This is a genomic window from Sphingomonas sp. Sph1(2015) (assembly GCF_001970915.1).
GTDB lineage: Bacteria > Pseudomonadota > Alphaproteobacteria > Sphingomonadales > Sphingomonadaceae > Sphingomonas > Sphingomonas parapaucimobilis.
Map to the genome: position 1 here is coordinate 1 of NZ_MQUI01000034.1, position 15,113 is coordinate 15,113.

Here is a 15,113-nt window from a genome sequence, read left to right on the forward strand (position 1 = left end):
GGTTGGGGAGGGGCAGGGGCAGGGGCAGGGGCCAAGTAGCCCAGCCTCCCCAATAATCAATTCGCCTTGCGCCCACTCGCAAACTTCTTGCTTTTCCCAAACCGCGTCTTGCGCGTCCCCGGTTTGCCCTCGTTCGACCGGCCCATGATCGGGGCCTTCTGCTCATGGACCGGCAGGCCGAGTTCCTCGTTCTCGAGCTGCCGGATTTCATCCCGCAACCGGCCCGCTTCCTCGAATTCGAGGTCGGCGGCGGCCTTGCGCATCTTCTTCTCGAGTTCCTCGATATAGGCGCGCAGATTGTGGCCGACCATGTGCGGACGGTCGTCGTCGATCGGCACCGTCACCTGATCGCCTGACGCCACATGCGCGATGATGTCGCCAATCTGGCGGCGGATCGTCTGCGGCGTGATGCCGTGCTCGGTATTATACGCCATCTGCTTCTCGCGACGCCGCGAGGTTTCCAGCATGGCGCGTTCCATCGATCCGGTGATCCGGTCGGCATAGAGGATCACCCGGCCGTCGACGTTACGTGCCGCGCGCCCGATCGTCTGGATCAGCGAGGTTTCGGAGCGCAGGAACCCTTCCTTGTCCGCGTCGAGGATCGCGACCAGCCCGCATTCGGGAATGTCCAACCCCTCGCGCAGCAGGTTGATGCCGATCAGCACGTCATAGACGCCCAGTCGCAGGTCGCGGATCAGCTCGATACGCTCCAGCGTCTCGACGTCGGAGTGCATGTAGCGGACCTTGATCCCCGCCTCGTGCATATACTCCGTCAGGTCCTCCGCCATTCGCTTGGTCAGCGTGGTGACGAGGGTGCGGTAGCCGAGTTCGGTGGTCTTGCGCGCCTCGATGATCAGGTCCTGCACCTGCTCCTCGACCGGCTTGATCTCGACCGGCGGGTCGATCAGGCCGGTGGGGCGGATGACCTGTTCGACGAAGACGCCGCCGGTCTGCTCCATCTCCCAATTGCCGGGCGTGGCCGAGACGCTGACCGTCTGCGGGCGCATCGCGTCCCATTCGTTGAAGCGAAGCGGCCGGTTGTCGATCGCGGACGGCAGGCGGAAGCCATACTCCGCCAGCGTGATCTTGCGCCGATGGTCGCCGCGCGACATGCCGTTGATCTGGCCGATGGTGACATGGCTCTCGTCGACGAAGAGCACCGCGTTTTCGGGAAGGTATTCGAACAAAGTGGGCGGCGGTTCGCCGGGCAGGCGGCCGGTCAGGAAGCGGCTGTAATTCTCGATGCCGTTGCAGCTGCCGGTGGCGGCGATCATCTCCAGGTCGAAATTCGTCCGCTGCTCCAGCCGCTGGTGTTCGAGCAGCTTGCCCTCCGCCTCCAGCTCCTTGAGGCGCTCGGTCAGCTCGAACTTGATCGCCTCCGTGGCCTGCTTCATCGTCGGGCCGGGCGTGACATAGTGCGAATTGGCGTAGATGCGGATCGAGTTCAGGCTGGCGACCTTCTTGCCGGTCAGCGGATCGAACTCGACGATCTCTTCGATCTCGTCGCCGAAGAAGGACACGCGCCAGGCCGAATCCTCATAATGCGAGGGGAAGATTTCCAGATTGTCGCCGCGCACCCGGAAATTGCCACGCATGAAGGCGGCGTCGTTGCGCTTATATTGCAGCGCGACGAGCTTGCGGATGATCTCGCGCTGGTCGACGCTCTGGCCCTTCTTCAGGTCGAAGATCATCGCCGAATAGGTTTCGACCGAGCCGATACCGTAAAGGCACGATACCGAGGCGACGATGATGACGTCGTCACGCTCCAGCAGCGCGCGGGTGGCCGAGTGGCGCATCCGGTCGATCGACTCGTTGATCGAGCTTTCCTTCTCGATATAGGTGTCGGACCGCGGCACATAAGCCTCGGGCTGGTAATAGTCGTAATAGCTGACGAAATATTCGACCGCGTTGTTGGGGAAGAAACTCTTGAACTCCCCGTACAACTGCGCCGCCAGGATCTTGTTGGGGGCGAGGATCAGCGCGGGGCGCTGCAATTCCTCGATCACCTTGGCCATGGTGAAGGTCTTGCCCGATCCGGTGACGCCCAGCAGCACCTGATCCTTGTCGCCCGCGCGGGCCGCCGCCGTCAGTTCCTTGATCGCCGCAGGCTGGTCGCCGCTGGCGGTATATTCGGTGACGAGTTCGAAGCGCTTGCCGCCCTCCGCCTTTTCGGGGCGCGACGGGCGGTGGGGGATGAAGCTGACCCCGGTTTCGGGCTCGTCGAGGGTGGTGCGGATCTGGATCGCCATGGGGGTGAATATGGGTCCGGTTGCACTTTTGTTCCAGTGGGTCCGATGTTTGGGGCGTGGCCTTCGACTTCGCTCAGCCCGAATGGAGGGGGGGAGAGGGTTTCAATACCAAACCCCGTTCAGCCTGAGCGAAGTCGAAGGCCAAGGGAATCCCTATCGCAAAGCCCGGACCTGCGGCGTGTCGAGGCAAGTCCGCATCGCCGCATCGCTGGTCCGTACTGCACCCGCAGCCCGGAACGGCGCGATCTCCACCGGCTGACCCAGCCGAACCGCCGCAAACCGACCCCGCGCCCCCGAACACGCCATCGCCGCATCCAGCAGCTTGGGCGGCGTATCATAGCCCTCATAGGACAGGCGGAACGTGCCCCAGTGGATGGGGATCGCCATGGACGCCCCCAGCCGCTCGAAAACCTGCACCGCTTGCGGCGGGCCGATATGGCTGCCCGAGGCCATCTGGCCGGGTTCGAAGCGGAACGCCCCGATTGGCAGCAGGGCGAGGCGCACCGGGCCAAGCTTTGCCGCTTCCTCCGGCCAGCGGCCATCGCCCATGCCGGTATCGCCGGCAAAGAAGATATTGCCGCCGGGCAGCTTCACCACGAAGCTGGACCACAGCGCGCGGTTGCGGTCGGTGAACCAGCGGCTGCCCCAGTGATGATTACGCGTGACGGCGACCGAGACGCCGGGCCGGATCACCTTCTCCCGCCCCCAGTCGAGCGCGGTGGCGGGCACGCCGACCTGGCCGATCACGCTGTCATTGCCCAGGCTGGTGACGACCAGCGGCCGGTCGCGCTGCCAGAGCTGGCGCAGGGTCGCCTGATCCAGATGGTCGTAATGATTGTGGCTGATCAGGATCAGGTCGATCCGGGGCAGGTCGTCGAGCGCCACGCCCGGCCGCGCCACCCGCTTCGGGCCAAAGCCGAAGGGGCCGGTACGCTCGGCATAGACAGGATCGGTCAGAATGTTGAGACCCTGGGTCTGGACCAGCACGGTCGCATGGCCGATCCAGGTTGCGACCATCCGCTGTCCCTCGACACGGGCCTGGGGCCTGGAGGGCTGGACCGGCACCGCTTTGGGCCATGCGGGGCGGCCGTCATCGCCGGTCAGCTGTCGCCACAGAAAGCCGCCGCGCCCGCCGCGTGTCGGCATCCGCCGCGTATCGGCATCGCCATCGGGGTTGAAGAAACGCTCGCCGTCATAATGGCCGCTCTCCGGCCCTTCATAATAGAGACGGTCGAGATAATGCGGCACGATCGTCGCGGCCAGGCCGACGAGGATCAGGACCAGCGCCAGTCCCTTGGCGATCCGGCGGACGATGGTCATGAGGGAGCTCGGTTCGAAAAATGCATCGCAAAGCTCCTGACGGTCAACGACCGCGCGCGATGCGGGCCTGCCAGAGCATAAGAAGCGGCACGACCCCCAGTTCCATCACCAGACCCAGCTGATGCCCCGGGGAAGGCGCGCCGATCGTCCCCCAGGACAGCAGCCGCGCCAGTCCGCCCGCCACCACCAGCAGGCCGAGCAGGCGAAACCGTGCGCTCTTGCGTTCGATGCCGGGCACGCAGGTGGTGAAGGCGAGCCCAAGGGCAAAAAAGATGCCCGAGACATAACGGAACTGGCTGTCCAGGTCGGTCGGGATCATGGGCGCATGGCCCAGCCAGCCGGGGCCGCGCACGATGCTGATCCCGCCGATGGTCAGCGGCACCAGACAGGCGGTGGCGACCACGGCCTGCAAGGCACGTCGCTCGGTCGGGGTGACGCTCAATCCAGGATTTCCTTGCGGACATGGATCGCACGCAGCGAGATGCGGACCTCGACCATGAAGGCGACCAGGCACATGGTCAGCAGGCAGACCGAGAGGATGAAGGCCAGTGCGATCCAGGTGCCGATATGGAATTTGCCGAGATTGGCGATGAACAGCACGGCGATGACGATGCAGGCCATCACCGCGCTCGACACCGACAGGAACAGGGCCGCGTTGATGATCGACATGCGCCGGTCGAGCAGCCGCAGTTCCCATTTGTGGCGGGCCAGTTCGGGGCCGTCATCGATCTTGTGGATCATCATCTCCAGCCCGCGCGCCCGGTCGATCACCCGTGCCAGCCGCCCGGCCAGCACGTTCAGCAACTGCCCGATCGCGGCGAGCAGGAAGACGGGGGCCAGCGACAGCTGGATGGTCTGGGCGATGGTGGCGACGGCGGGAAGGGTGGGCATCGCGGGAAAGGTGGCCTTTCGGGTCGGGCGGGGCAAGGGAGAAGTGGATCAATCATCCTCCCCGGCACGGGGAGGGGGACCACCCGCAGGGTGGTGGAGGGGGCGTGCGACGGAACGAAGCCCTTGCCGAAGCCCCCCTCCGTCAGGCCTGCGGCCTGCCACCTCCCCGCGAGCGGGGAGGATCACACCGGCGCGGCGTCGGCTCCGGCGCCATAATGATGCCATGTAAAGATCGCGAGCGCGCTGCGGTGTGGACGAAAGGCCTCTGCCAGTTCGCGAACCCGCTTTTCCGATGGCCGCGCGTCATGGCCCAGGATGCGCCCCATCTCGATCTGCACGGCGAGGTCGCCCGCGGGCCAGATATCGGTGCGGCCTTCGGCGAACAGCAGATAGACCTCCGCCGACCAGCGGCCGATGCCCTTGACCGCGACCAGCTTGGCGATCGCGTCCTCGTCATCCTCGGGCAGGGCGGACAGGTTCAGCCGACCGCTCGTCACTTCCTCGGCCAGGCTGCGCAGATACCCCGCCTTTTGCCGCGAGATGCCTGCACCGCGCAGTTCCTCGTCGGTGAAGCCGTGAAGTCGCGTCGGATCGCTCGCATCGCCGAGCAGCTCGTTCAGCCGCCGCCAATGCGCATCGGCCGAGGCAACCGAGACCTGCTGGCCCAATATGGTGCGTACCAGCGTGGCATAGCCGCGCGCCCGGATGCGCGGCGCCGGGTAGCCGATCCGGTCCAGCGCGGCGGCGATGGCGGGCTCGGCGGCGGCGAGTGCGTCCATGCTTTCGCGAATCTGTTCGGCGCTCAGCCCCATGATGCTTGATCCGCGCGTTCAGGCCCGGCAGAGGCGCTTTCAATATCAGGGCCGACAAGGAGAATGGACATGCCCAAGCTTATCGTCGTGACCCGCGACGGGGAAGAACGCGAAATCGACGGCGAGGCCGGTCTGTCGGTGATGGAAGTCATCCGGGATGCCGGTGTCGACGAATTGCTGGCGCTGTGCGGCGGCTGCTGTTCGTGCGCGACCTGCCATGTGCATGTCGACCCGGCCTTTGCCGACACGCTGCCCGCGCTCGGCCCGGATGAGGACGACCTGCTCGATTCGACCAGTGAGCGCGACGCAACTTCGCGCCTGTCGTGCCAGCTGCCCTTCGGCGCGGCGCAGGACGGGATGCGGGTGCGGATCGCGGCGGAGGACTGACGGCGCATTGCGTCGGAACGTCGGAGGCGGGGTTTCGGCCCCGCCTCTTTTTTTGCGCGCAGAGGCGCGGAGGGCGCGGAGGTGGTGTCCTGTCGGGTGGCGTTGCGGTTTACCCGAGAGATTTTGTTCGCGCGGAGACGCGGAGGCGCGGAGATATCCGGCGTCGGGCGAGCGGAGTCGGCCATCACGACCGGCAGACTTTTGCGGCGGCTGGCGAGGATGGAGAGGCCTTGCGGCCAGATACACCATCTCCGCGCCTCCGCGCGAACCTTCATCCCATAGCCTTCGACTTCGCTCAGGCTGAACGGAGGACGGGGATGGTGGCCATCAGGACAAACAGCCGTTCACGCTGAGCGAAGTCGAAGCGCACGTCCCGCCCTTCGCCCCGCGCAAAAAAGGCGGCAGGGACCGGCCCCGCCGCCCGGAAGATCACCGCGCCGCCACCGCGTACAGCGCGATTGCCGCCGCGTTGGAGACGTTCAGGCTCTCCACCTTCGGGCTGATCGGCAGCTTGGCGAGTTCGTCGCAATGCGCTTCGGTATTCTGGCGCATCCCTTCGCCCTCGGCGCCCAGCACGATGCAGATGCGCTGGGTGCCCATCGCCTGGGCCAGCGTCTGGTTGGCATGGCCGGTCAGGCCGATTCGCCAGAAGCCCGCTTCCGCGATCTCCTCCAGCGCGCGGGCCAGGTTCACCACGCGCACCCACGGCACCGTCTCCAGCGCGCCGCTGGCCGAGCGGGCGACCGTGCCCGATTCGGGCGGCGCGTGCCGGTCCTGGGTCACGATGCCCACCGCGTCGAACGCGGCGGCCGAGCGCAGGATCGCGCCGACATTGTGCGGGTCGGTCACCTGGTCCAGCACGACCAGCGGTCGCTGGTTATCCTGTACCTCGTGCAGCAGATCGCCCAGCCAGATATCCTCCAGCGGATCGACCTCTGCCACCAGGCCCTGATGCGGCGCGTCGGCGGGCACCAGTCGGCCCAGATCGGCGACATCGGCAAAGGTGACCGGCAGGACCGGCGGCAGGTCGAGCGCGGCCAGCGCCTCGCGCGTGCCCCAGATCTTGCGCACCGTCCGGTTCGGGTTGGCGAGCGCCGCCGTCACCGCATGCCGTCCCCAGAAGCGGGGGCGGTTGGATGAAGCCTGGCTGGGGCGATGTCCTCGGCGTGCCATCAGTCGTCGTTGTCCGTAAAATCAAAGGGTCTGGTCGTCGCCGGTTGCGTCGGCACCGGCGGGCGCGGCAATGCCTTGTCCGCATTCGCCGCCGCGAGCAAGACCCCGGCGAGCACGACCGACGCCTGGCGCATGTCGTCGGCCTTCAGATGGTCGAAGGTATCGGCCGAGCTGTGATGCGTGCGGCTGCCATAATCCAGCGGGTCCTGGATGAACTGGAAGCCCTGTACCCCGACCGCCTGCATGAAGACATGGTCGGTGCCGCCCGTCGTCCGCTGCACGACGTTCCCGGCGCCCATCGCCGCATAGGGCGACAGCCATTCCTTCAGGATCGGCACCGCCGCCGGATTGTTTTCGGCATAGATCCCGCGCAGCTTGCCCGAACCATTGTCGATGTTGAAATAGGCCGCCAGGTCGCCGTAGCTCGGCTTGGGCGTGATCGGCCAGCGGTTGGTCCAGCCATAATAGCGCTTCAGGCCCGACTGCGGCGCATCGTCGGGTCGCCCGCGCGACGCCAGATGCTGCTCGACATAGGCCATGGAGCCGAGGATGCCCTGCTCCTCGCCCGACCACAGCGCGAAACGGATGGTGCGCTTCGGCCGCTGGCCGGTGGCGGCCAGGATGCGCGCGGCCTCCATCACCATGGCGCTGCCCGCCGCATTGTCGGTCGCGCCGTCGCCCGCGACCCAGCTGTCGAGATGCGCGCCCGCCATCACATAGCCCGCCTTGGGGTCGGTGCCGGGGATTTCGGCGATGATGTTGTACGCGTTCACGTCGCTGTCATCATAGCGAACGTCGCTCAGCACCTCGATCGTCGGGGCGGGGCCGGTCCTGGTCAGGCGGGCGAGGCGGCGATAATCCTCGGCGGCCAGTTCGATGCCGGGGACGGCGGGCGTTTCGCCGCGCCCGAACAGATAGCCCTCGCCGTGGACCAGCTTGCCGTCGCGATAGCTCTGCGTGACATAGGCCACCGCGCCCTCGGCCTTCAGGAAGGCGTCGAGCTTCTGCGCGAAGTCCAGCCGCTTCATCCGGCGGTCGGCGCTCTCGGGATCATGCTCGGGCTGGACATAGACGTCGAGCTTGGCGATGTCCTCGCCGGTCAGGCGGCGGAAGGGGGCACTGGTCTGCTCGTCGCCGGTGCCGGGCATCGACACCATGACGATCTTGCCGCGCAGCTGTCCGCGCCACTTGTCGAAGTCGCGTTCGCGCTTCATCGGCGCGACGATGACGGGGGCGGTCACCGCACCGTTGGTGCCGGGCGTCCAGGCGATGGGGATGGCGGTCAGCTGTAGCGGGCGGGGCGACACCATGCGCACGCTGGCGCGCTCGATCGACCAGCCGCGCCCAAAGGCGAAGCCTTCCTTATGGACGTTCTTCAGGCCCCATTTGGCGAACTGTTCCGCGGTCCAGCCCTCCGCGGTGCGCATCGCCGGGCTGTTGGTCATGCGCGGGCCGATCACGTCGGTCAGATGCTGCACGGTCTGCATGACCTGGCTGTGGTTCATGCCCTCGTCGATCAGCCGGTTGGCAGCATTACGGTCCTGCGCGCCCGCCATGGCGGCGGGCAACAACGCGGCCGCCGCGACCGCGGCGAGCAAGGATGGGCGCATCATGATATTTCCCCCGGTGTCTCTTGAATGGGTCAAAGGCTATGTCCCGATTGCGCGACATGCAAGCAACCCGATCAGGCATGGCCGACGAAAAATCGTGCAAATCGGCGTTGACAGGCCGGCCGAGCTTCGGCATTGGGCGCGCCTCGCTCCGATGGAGTGACACCCCGGAAGGGTGGCCGAGTGGTTAAAGGCAGCAGACTGTAAATCTGCCCGCGTGAGCGTACACTGGTTCGAATCCAGTCCCTTCCACCATCCCCGCCAATCGGCTAGGGTCGATCAGCGGCGCTGGACCTGAGCGGGTATAGCACAATGGTAGTGCAGCAGCCTTCCAAGCTGAATACACGGGTTCGATTCCCGTTACCCGCTCCATCCTCCGACATATTCGGCATGTGCGAGTGGTATATTATTTCGCCGCATAGCGCTTGACCCCCATGGCAAAGCGGGTCACTCGAGTCTCATTCCCGAATGAGAAAGAGTCCCACCTGATGGCATCGGTCAATTTCGACATCCCCCACTCTCTGGGTCATGCCGAAGCCCGGCGCCGGATCGAGCAGGGGCTTCCCAAGCTGGAAGCGAAAATCCCCGGTGGCGGCCAGGTGTCGTCCGAATGGCCTGCCGAGGATCGCCTGATCCTGACCATCATCGCCATGGGCCAGACGGTGAAGGCCGATATGGAGATTGCCGACACCGCGCTTCGCGGCACGGTGGCGATCCCGATGATGCTGTCGATGATGGCCGGGCCGATCGGCGAGTTCGTGAAGACCAGCGCCGAAAAGATGCTGAGCAAGGCGTAAGCCTGCGTAATCCTTCCTATTGATGGTCGCGACGGGGCGGGTGCCGTGTCGCAACGCCGACCAGCACGGCCGTCGACAACAATATCGACGAAACGAGCCCGCCGACCGCCAGCAATCCGCCACGGGTGAGGTGCAGCTTCAGCCGCAGCTCGACCGCGCGCCCGGCGGACAGGCGAAGCACGGCCTTCTGGTAAACGGGGTTTCGGCAGGGCGGCGAGGTGGACATGGCGGATCAACGTCCCGATTGCCTGACGGTTCAGCGACGGTCTCCGACCGGCCGAAGCGAAGGCGAGGGCGCGGAACTCGCCACGGCGATGCGACAGGGACTGGCATCCCCGCCCAACCGCTCTTAAGTCCTGACCCATGCTGACCCCCGAACAGGCCCGCGACCGGGCCGCCGATATCGTTGCCCGCGCCCGTGCCGCCGGAGCCGACGCCGCCGACGCGGTCTTTGCCGCCGACGCCGCGCTCGAAGTATCCGTACGCTTGGGCGCCCTGGAGGATGTCGGCCGGTCGGAAAGCGAGGACCTGGGCCTGCGCGTGTTTGTCGGGCGGCGCTCGGCCAGTGTCTCGACCTCGGACCTGTCGGGCGATGCGATGGACCGCGCCGTCGAGCGCGCGGTCGCCATGGCGCGCGAGGCGCCCGAGGATCGTTGGGCCGGGCTCGCGCCCGAGGAACGGCTGTTGCGCGGTGCGCCGCCGATGCTCGACCTGGACGATGGCGGCGAGGTCGCCCCCGAGGCGTTGCGCGCCGCCGCGCTGGAGGCCGAGGAGGCCGCCCGTGCCGTGGCGGGCGTGACCAATTCGGAAGGGGCGGGGGCTTCCGCCTCGCGCGTCGTCTCGGCGCTGGCGACCAGCCATGGCTTCGCGGCGGGCTATGCCGCCACCGGATACGGCCTGTCGGTCAGCGTGGTGGCGGGCGAGGGCGCGAACATGCAACGCGACTATGCCCATCATGGCGCCCGCCTGCGTCGCCTGCTCGAAAGCCCCGAGGCGATCGGCATGCGCGCGGGCGAGCGGACCGTGGCGCGGCTCAATCCGGCCAAGCTGGCCAGCGGCGCGATGCCGGTCGTCTATGATCCGCGCGTCGGATCGTCGTTGGTCGGCCATCTCGTCTCGGCGATCGCGGGGGCGGCGATCACGCGGCGGACCAGCTTCCTGCTCGACCGTCTGGGCGAGCGGGTGATGGCGGCGGGCATCCGGATCGAGGATGATCCCCACCGCCCGCACGGCCTGCGTTCGCGCCCGTTCGATGGCGAGGGGCTGGCCGTGTCGCCGACCGCCATCGTCGAGGACGGGGTGCTGGAGACCTGGCTGCTCGATTCGGCCTCGGCCCGGCAGCTGGGGCTGGAGCCGACCGGCCATGCCGCACGCGGCACCGGCGGCGGGCCGGGCGTGTCGACCAGCAACCTGTTCATGGCGGCGGGCCGCGTGCCGGTCGACACGCTGATCGCCGACATCGCCGATGGTGTGTACGTCACCGAACTGATCGGCAGCGGCGTGAACCCCGTCACCGGCGACTATAGCCGGGGCGCGGCGGGCTTTCGCATCGTGAACGGGCGGATCGCCGAGCCGGTTGCGGAGTTCACCGTGGCAGGCAATCTGAAGGATATGTTCCTCGGCATGACCCCGGCCAACGACCTGGAATTCCGCTACGGCGTCAATGTGCCGACGCTGCGCATCGATGGAATGACGGTTGCCAGCAGCTGAGCTGATCCCTGCTGTCGTGGCGGCGGCGCGCGAGGCGGCGGCGATGGCGCTTGCCCGCTGGCGCACCGATTTCCGCCAATGGGAAAAGACGCCGGGCAGCCCGGTGTGCGAGGTCGATCTGGATGTCGACCGGATGCTCTATGCCCGGCTCCACGCGCTGATCCCCGAGGCGGGCTGGCTGTCGGAGGAGACGGCGGACAAGCCCGACCGGCTGGCGGCACGCCGCGTCTGGGTGGTCGATCCGATCGACGGCACCCGCGACTATATCCGCGGACGTGAGGGCTGGGCGGTGTCGGTCGCGCTGGTCGAGGACGGTGTGCCGGTGATCGGCGTGCTGGCCGCGCCCGCGCGCGGCGAGCTGTGGCTGGCGCAGGCGGGGCATGGCGCGACCCGCAACGGCAGCGCACTCAGCGCGGGCTATTGCCACCAGATGCCCGGCGCGCGCGTGCCCGTCGATGCGCTGCCCAAGGCCGACCGCGATCTGGTCGCGGTGTTCAAGCCCAACTCGATCGCGTTGCGCATCGCCATGGTCGCCGCCGACGAAGCCGATCTCGTCGCGACCCTGCGCTGGGGCAATGAGTGGGACATCGCCGCCGCCGCGCTGATCGCGTCCGAGGCGGGGGCAGGGGTCGCCGATGCCCTGGGCCAGCCTTTGCTCTTCAACAAGCCCGATCCGCGCGCCTTTGGCGTACTGGTGACGGCGCGGGGCCTTCAGGACCCGGCGCTCGAGCGGCTCACGCCGCGTGCGCGCGAGGTCATCGTTCCCGTTACCGGCTGAGCATCTGCTCCACCCATTCGGGCACCAATTGCCCCGCCGGGCCGAGGCGGCTTTCGTCGAACCAGCCGCTCCCCTCCGACCGATCGAGATTCAGTTCCAGCGTCGCCGCACCATAGGCACTCGCCATCCGCACGAACCCGGCCGCCGGATAGACCGCGCCCGAGGTGCCGATCGACACGAACAGATCGGCCTTGGCCAGCGCCGCCTCGATCCGCTCCATATGATAGGGAATCTCGCCGAAGAACACGATGTCGGGTCGCAAGCGCGGCGCGGCGCAGGCGGGGCAGGGCGTACCGGGCGGCAGATCGTCCGGCCAGTCGAACCGCTCGCCACAGGCGGCACACAGCGCCTGCTTCAGCGCACCATGCATATGCAGCATCCGCTCTGCCCCCGCCCGCTCGTGCAGGTCGTCGACATTCTGCGTGACGATCAGCAACGCGCCCGGCCATTCCCGGTCCAGCCGCGCCAAGGCCTTATGCGCCGCATTGGGCGCGACACCGGCCAGCGCCGCCCGCCGCAGGTCGTAGAAGCGGTGAACGAGGTCGGGATCGGCGGCGAGCGCTTCGGGCGTGCAGACATCCTCGACCCGGTGCCCCTCCCACAGCCCGCCGGGACCACGAAAGGTGGCGATGCCGGACTCGGCGGAGACGCCTGCGCCGGTGAGGATGACGATGTTGTGGATGGGGTGCATGGGGGCGAGGATAGGGTTTGTTTAGCTCGTCTGGAATGGTTGGGCGGCCTGACCGTTCTCAGGTGCTCGACGGCCAATCATGCGGCTAACACGGGCGGAAGCACCGCCTCGACGGCAAGCCGTAACCGATCGTCATCCTTACTCTGAATGGCGCGCGTTACCCAGGCTGTAAAATCATTGATATGTCCGGTGCGCAGCTTGGCAGCGATGGCAAGCAGCGGCCTTTTGCGATCATAGATAGCGAGCAGAGCGGGTAGGTCGTCGGCTGCGATCGCGTCGGTGATCGTCTTCTCGATGCTGGCGGCAATCGTGGGTATGTCGAGCTTGCCGGTCTGCGCGGTGTAGCTCTGCGCGAGGCTATCCACCGACTTATCCGCCGAAAAGTCAATATTCTTCAACATTTGGTCAACCCGCCGTCGAACGTAACCGAGCACCACCTCGTTAATGTTCGCGCGCACGGCGGCGTCCGCGAACACAGCCGCCTTTATTTCGGCAAGCCTCTTCTCCAGTTCCGGGCCAGCAAAGTCGTTCTTGGCGAGAATGACACGTGCGACGTCAGGCAGCAGTAGCAGGTTCTCGATCTCGGCGACCGGCAGGACAGAGACGCCTAAGCTGGCAAGACGTGCCCGGTCGTCCGCATCCCGTCCGTCCGCATCGACAAGCCCCGCGCAGGTGACGCGGGTAAGCATCGCGTTGCGCCGCATCGTCGCGACCGAGTATATGACGTCTTGGCATCCACCCCGCGGGATAACCGTCCAATTCGGGTAACAAGCGCGGTAGAAGGCGAGGTCGAGGCTGCCCTGCTGCCCCTCTACGAATAGCACCGGTTTGCGGCTGCCGAGGATTAGCGTGACGAGGTCCTCGCTAAACCCCTTTGCCTCCGGCACCTCTTCGATCTGCCAGCCGGTCAGCGGCGCATAGTTGCGCACCACATACTTTCTGCCAGCCCGCGAGGCCGCGAACTCCAGATCGTGGGTGATAAGCAGGAACGCGCAATCGGGCCGTGCTGACTCGAGCTCGTCCCATAGGCGGCCGAGGATCGCGCGGTGTACGTGAATCTCGGGCTCGTCCATAATGAAGACCGAACCTTGCTGCGCAACGAGCACCTGACCGACCATGTAGAAAACGGCTTTTTCCCCGTCACTCATCTTGGTGATGCTATACGGCTCACCCTCGACACCTTGCGCGTCGATGGCGGTTACCGTGATGTTGTCGGCAGTAGTCGTGAGGCGGCGGGCGGGCAGAACCCGGTGAAAGATCGCTTTCAGTTTGCGCAGGGTCGTCTCCCGCCCGACCACTGGAGCGCCGGAGATAGCGGCTTCGTTGACGGCGACGCCAATGTTCGCCTGCTCGGCGAACAGAACTTGCATGAGGGCGACGGCATCGTTTAGTATGAACTGAGCTTGTGCTTGTCCCCAGCGCCAGTTCTTTCTCGCGCTCATGTAATCGCCAAAAAGCTCCTCCTTACGGGCACCATAACGAAGGCGCTCTCGAGCCATCCGCTCACTAATTTTTTCGACCCCAGGGTCTAGCGCCAGCATGCGCTGCGCCGAGATACGATGCGCCTGCTCTCCCAGCTGTTCCTCGCAATTTGTAGCCAGCTGCGTCTTGCCGCTGCCGTTTGCACCAACGACGATCGTTGACATGCCCGCGCGCAGTTCGAGCGCTATTTCGGCGCCGGGCAGTTGAAGGTCGATTGATAGCGACAAAGAATCCTCCATGGGGGTATCAGCATTCGACATCTAAAATCAAAAATCTGATGTCAGCGATCGTACATAAGATTGGGCAGTCTGTAATAGGATACGTCGTATTTTGAGGTCGACATCGGCGAACGGCTTGGCCATTCGCCCGAACAGTCCGCGGATCGTTGACAGGCGCGTATCGTGGCCGGTTTCCCCCGGCCGCAACCTGTGTAAAGAAGCCGCACATGACGACCCATTCCCCCCTGTCGCCCAAGGCCCCCGCATGACCGCCATCGGTATCTACGGCAGCGCCGGTCGCATGGGCCGGGCCATCGCGGACCTGATCGAGGGTGAGGGCGCGACGCTGGCGGGCGGGTGCGATTCGCGCGACGATCCGGATGCGCTGGCCAAGTCGGCGGACGTGCTGGTCGACTTCTCGATCGCGGGCGCGCTCGACGTGCATCTGGCGGCGGCGCGGGCGGCGCGCACGCCCATCGTGATCGGCACCACCGGCCTGTCTCCGGCTCAGCACGCCGCGATCGATGCCGCCGCGACGGAGATCGCGGTGCTCCAGACCGGCAACACCTCGCTCGGCATCACGCTGCTCGCCAATCTGGTGCGCGAGGCGGCGGCGCGGCTGGGTACCGACTGGGATATCGAGATCACCGAGATGCACCACCGGCACAAGGTCGACGCGCCCTCGGGCACCGCCTTGCTGCTGGGCGAGGCGGCGGCGGCGGGGCGGGGGCATAGCCTGTCCGAGCTGCGTGTCGATGGCCGCGCCGGGCTGGTCGGTGCGCGGACCGAGGGTACGATCGGCATGGCGGCGCTGCGTGGCGGCTCGGTGATCGGCGACCATGAGGTGATCTTCGCGGGCGAGGGCGAGCGGCTGACGCTCGGCCATTTCGCGCAGGACCGGACGATCTTCGCGCGCGGGGCCGTGCGCGCCGCGCTGTGGCTCGCGGGGCAGGTGCCGGGCCGCTATCGCATGGGCGACGTGCTGGGTCTGTAAG

Annotated in this window: 15 protein-coding genes and 2 tRNA genes; 7 read left to right on the plus strand and 10 right to left on the minus strand. The window is 66.6% G+C overall.

Features of this window, described 5'->3' with window-relative positions:
* Nucleotides 1-56 precede the first annotated feature (56 nt).
* The 5 genes from uvrB to BSZ14_RS13410 all read right to left on the minus strand — a co-directional run bounded on the left by uvrB (nucleotide 57) and on the right by BSZ14_RS13410 (nucleotide 5,272).
* Nucleotides 57-2,249, minus strand: coding sequence for an excinuclease ABC subunit UvrB (gene uvrB, locus BSZ14_RS13390; RefSeq protein WP_076711298.1), 2,193 nt, complete (start codon nucleotides 2,247-2,249; stop codon nucleotides 57-59).
* Between the two features lie 153 nt (nucleotides 2,250-2,402).
* Nucleotides 2,403-3,569: an MBL fold metallo-hydrolase gene (locus BSZ14_RS13395; protein ID WP_076711299.1), complete on the minus strand. Its 1,167-nt coding sequence runs from the start codon at nucleotides 3,567-3,569 to the stop codon at nucleotides 2,403-2,405.
* Nucleotides 3,570-3,612: 43 nt separating this feature from the next.
* The gene (locus BSZ14_RS13400) at nucleotides 3,613-4,011 is read right to left on the minus strand and encodes a DUF4345 domain-containing protein (RefSeq protein WP_076711300.1); all 399 of its coding nucleotides are present in this window, start codon (nucleotides 4,009-4,011) and stop codon (nucleotides 3,613-3,615) included.
* Nucleotides 4,008-4,460, minus strand: coding sequence for a DUF2721 domain-containing protein (locus BSZ14_RS13405; RefSeq protein WP_076711301.1), 453 nt, complete (start codon nucleotides 4,458-4,460; stop codon nucleotides 4,008-4,010). The genes BSZ14_RS13400 and BSZ14_RS13405 overlap by 4 nt, the downstream gene beginning before the upstream one ends.
* Before the next feature lie 182 nt (nucleotides 4,461-4,642).
* Nucleotides 4,643-5,272, minus strand: coding sequence for a DNA-3-methyladenine glycosylase family protein (locus BSZ14_RS13410; protein WP_076711302.1), 630 nt, complete (start codon nucleotides 5,270-5,272; stop codon nucleotides 4,643-4,645).
* A gap of 69 nt (nucleotides 5,273-5,341) precedes the next feature.
* Between BSZ14_RS13410 and BSZ14_RS13415 the strand changes: the two genes are divergently transcribed.
* The gene (locus BSZ14_RS13415; RefSeq protein ID WP_076711320.1) at nucleotides 5,342-5,659 is read left to right on the plus strand and encodes a 2Fe-2S iron-sulfur cluster-binding protein; all 318 of its coding nucleotides are present in this window, start codon (nucleotides 5,342-5,344) and stop codon (nucleotides 5,657-5,659) included.
* 429 nt (nucleotides 5,660-6,088) lie between these two features.
* On the opposite strand, the gene rlmB is transcribed toward BSZ14_RS13415, so the two are convergent.
* Nucleotides 6,089-6,832: a 23S rRNA (guanosine(2251)-2'-O)-methyltransferase RlmB gene (gene rlmB, locus BSZ14_RS13420; RefSeq protein WP_042484117.1), complete on the minus strand. Its 744-nt coding sequence runs from the start codon at nucleotides 6,830-6,832 to the stop codon at nucleotides 6,089-6,091.
* Complete coding sequence (locus tag BSZ14_RS13425; RefSeq protein WP_076711321.1) at nucleotides 6,832-8,442, minus strand: M20/M25/M40 family metallo-hydrolase; 1,611 nt, start codon at nucleotides 8,440-8,442, stop codon at nucleotides 6,832-6,834. Before BSZ14_RS13425 ends, rlmB begins: the two co-directional genes overlap by 1 nt.
* Before the next feature lie 169 nt (nucleotides 8,443-8,611).
* Here BSZ14_RS13425 and BSZ14_RS13430 point away from each other — a divergent pair.
* The 3 genes from BSZ14_RS13430 (at nucleotide 8,612) to BSZ14_RS13440 (ending at nucleotide 9,239) form a co-directional block, all read left to right on the plus strand.
* Nucleotides 8,612-8,697: transfer RNA gene (locus BSZ14_RS13430), tRNA-Tyr, on the plus strand.
* A 43-nt stretch (nucleotides 8,698-8,740) separates the two neighbouring features.
* Nucleotides 8,741-8,814, plus strand: a tRNA-Gly gene (locus BSZ14_RS13435).
* 116 nt (nucleotides 8,815-8,930) lie between these two features.
* The gene (locus BSZ14_RS13440; protein WP_042484120.1) at nucleotides 8,931-9,239 is read left to right on the plus strand and encodes a polyhydroxyalkanoic acid system family protein; all 309 of its coding nucleotides are present in this window, start codon (nucleotides 8,931-8,933) and stop codon (nucleotides 9,237-9,239) included.
* 16 nt (nucleotides 9,240-9,255) lie between these two features.
* Here the strand turns inward: BSZ14_RS13440 and BSZ14_RS19705 are convergent, their stop codons facing one another.
* Nucleotides 9,256-9,420 carry a hypothetical protein gene (locus tag BSZ14_RS19705; protein WP_158069211.1) on the minus strand — a complete coding sequence of 55 codons (165 nt, stop codon included), beginning with the start codon at nucleotides 9,418-9,420 and terminating at the stop codon, nucleotides 9,256-9,258.
* A gap of 182 nt (nucleotides 9,421-9,602) precedes the next feature.
* On the opposite strand from BSZ14_RS19705, the gene BSZ14_RS13450 reads away from it, so the two are divergent.
* A complete protein-coding gene (locus tag BSZ14_RS13450; protein WP_076711304.1) occupies nucleotides 9,603-10,949 on the plus strand; it encodes a TldD/PmbA family protein in 1,347 nt (448 codons plus the stop codon).
* Nucleotides 10,936-11,727 (plus strand): 3'(2'),5'-bisphosphate nucleotidase CysQ, encoded by a 792-nt coding sequence (locus BSZ14_RS13455; protein WP_076711305.1) that lies wholly within the window; start codon nucleotides 10,936-10,938, stop codon nucleotides 11,725-11,727. Before BSZ14_RS13450 ends, BSZ14_RS13455 begins: the two co-directional genes overlap by 14 nt.
* On the opposite strand, the gene BSZ14_RS13460 is transcribed toward BSZ14_RS13455, so the two are convergent.
* Nucleotides 11,717-12,418: an NAD-dependent deacylase gene (locus tag BSZ14_RS13460; RefSeq protein ID WP_076711306.1), complete on the minus strand. Its 702-nt coding sequence runs from the start codon at nucleotides 12,416-12,418 to the stop codon at nucleotides 11,717-11,719. The genes BSZ14_RS13455 and BSZ14_RS13460 overlap by 11 nt on opposite strands.
* A gap of 77 nt (nucleotides 12,419-12,495) precedes the next feature.
* On the minus strand, nucleotides 12,496-14,160 hold the full coding sequence (locus tag BSZ14_RS13465) for an AAA family ATPase (RefSeq protein WP_198930519.1): 1,665 nt from the start codon (nucleotides 14,158-14,160) through the stop codon (nucleotides 12,496-12,498).
* Nucleotides 14,161-14,383: 223 nt separating this feature from the next.
* Here BSZ14_RS13465 and dapB point away from each other — a divergent pair, with 223 nt between their 5' ends.
* On the plus strand, nucleotides 14,384-15,112 hold the full coding sequence (gene dapB, locus BSZ14_RS13470) for a 4-hydroxy-tetrahydrodipicolinate reductase (protein ID WP_042484135.1): 729 nt from the start codon (nucleotides 14,384-14,386) through the stop codon (nucleotides 15,110-15,112).
* The last annotated feature ends 1 nt before the right edge of the window (nucleotide 15,113 follow it).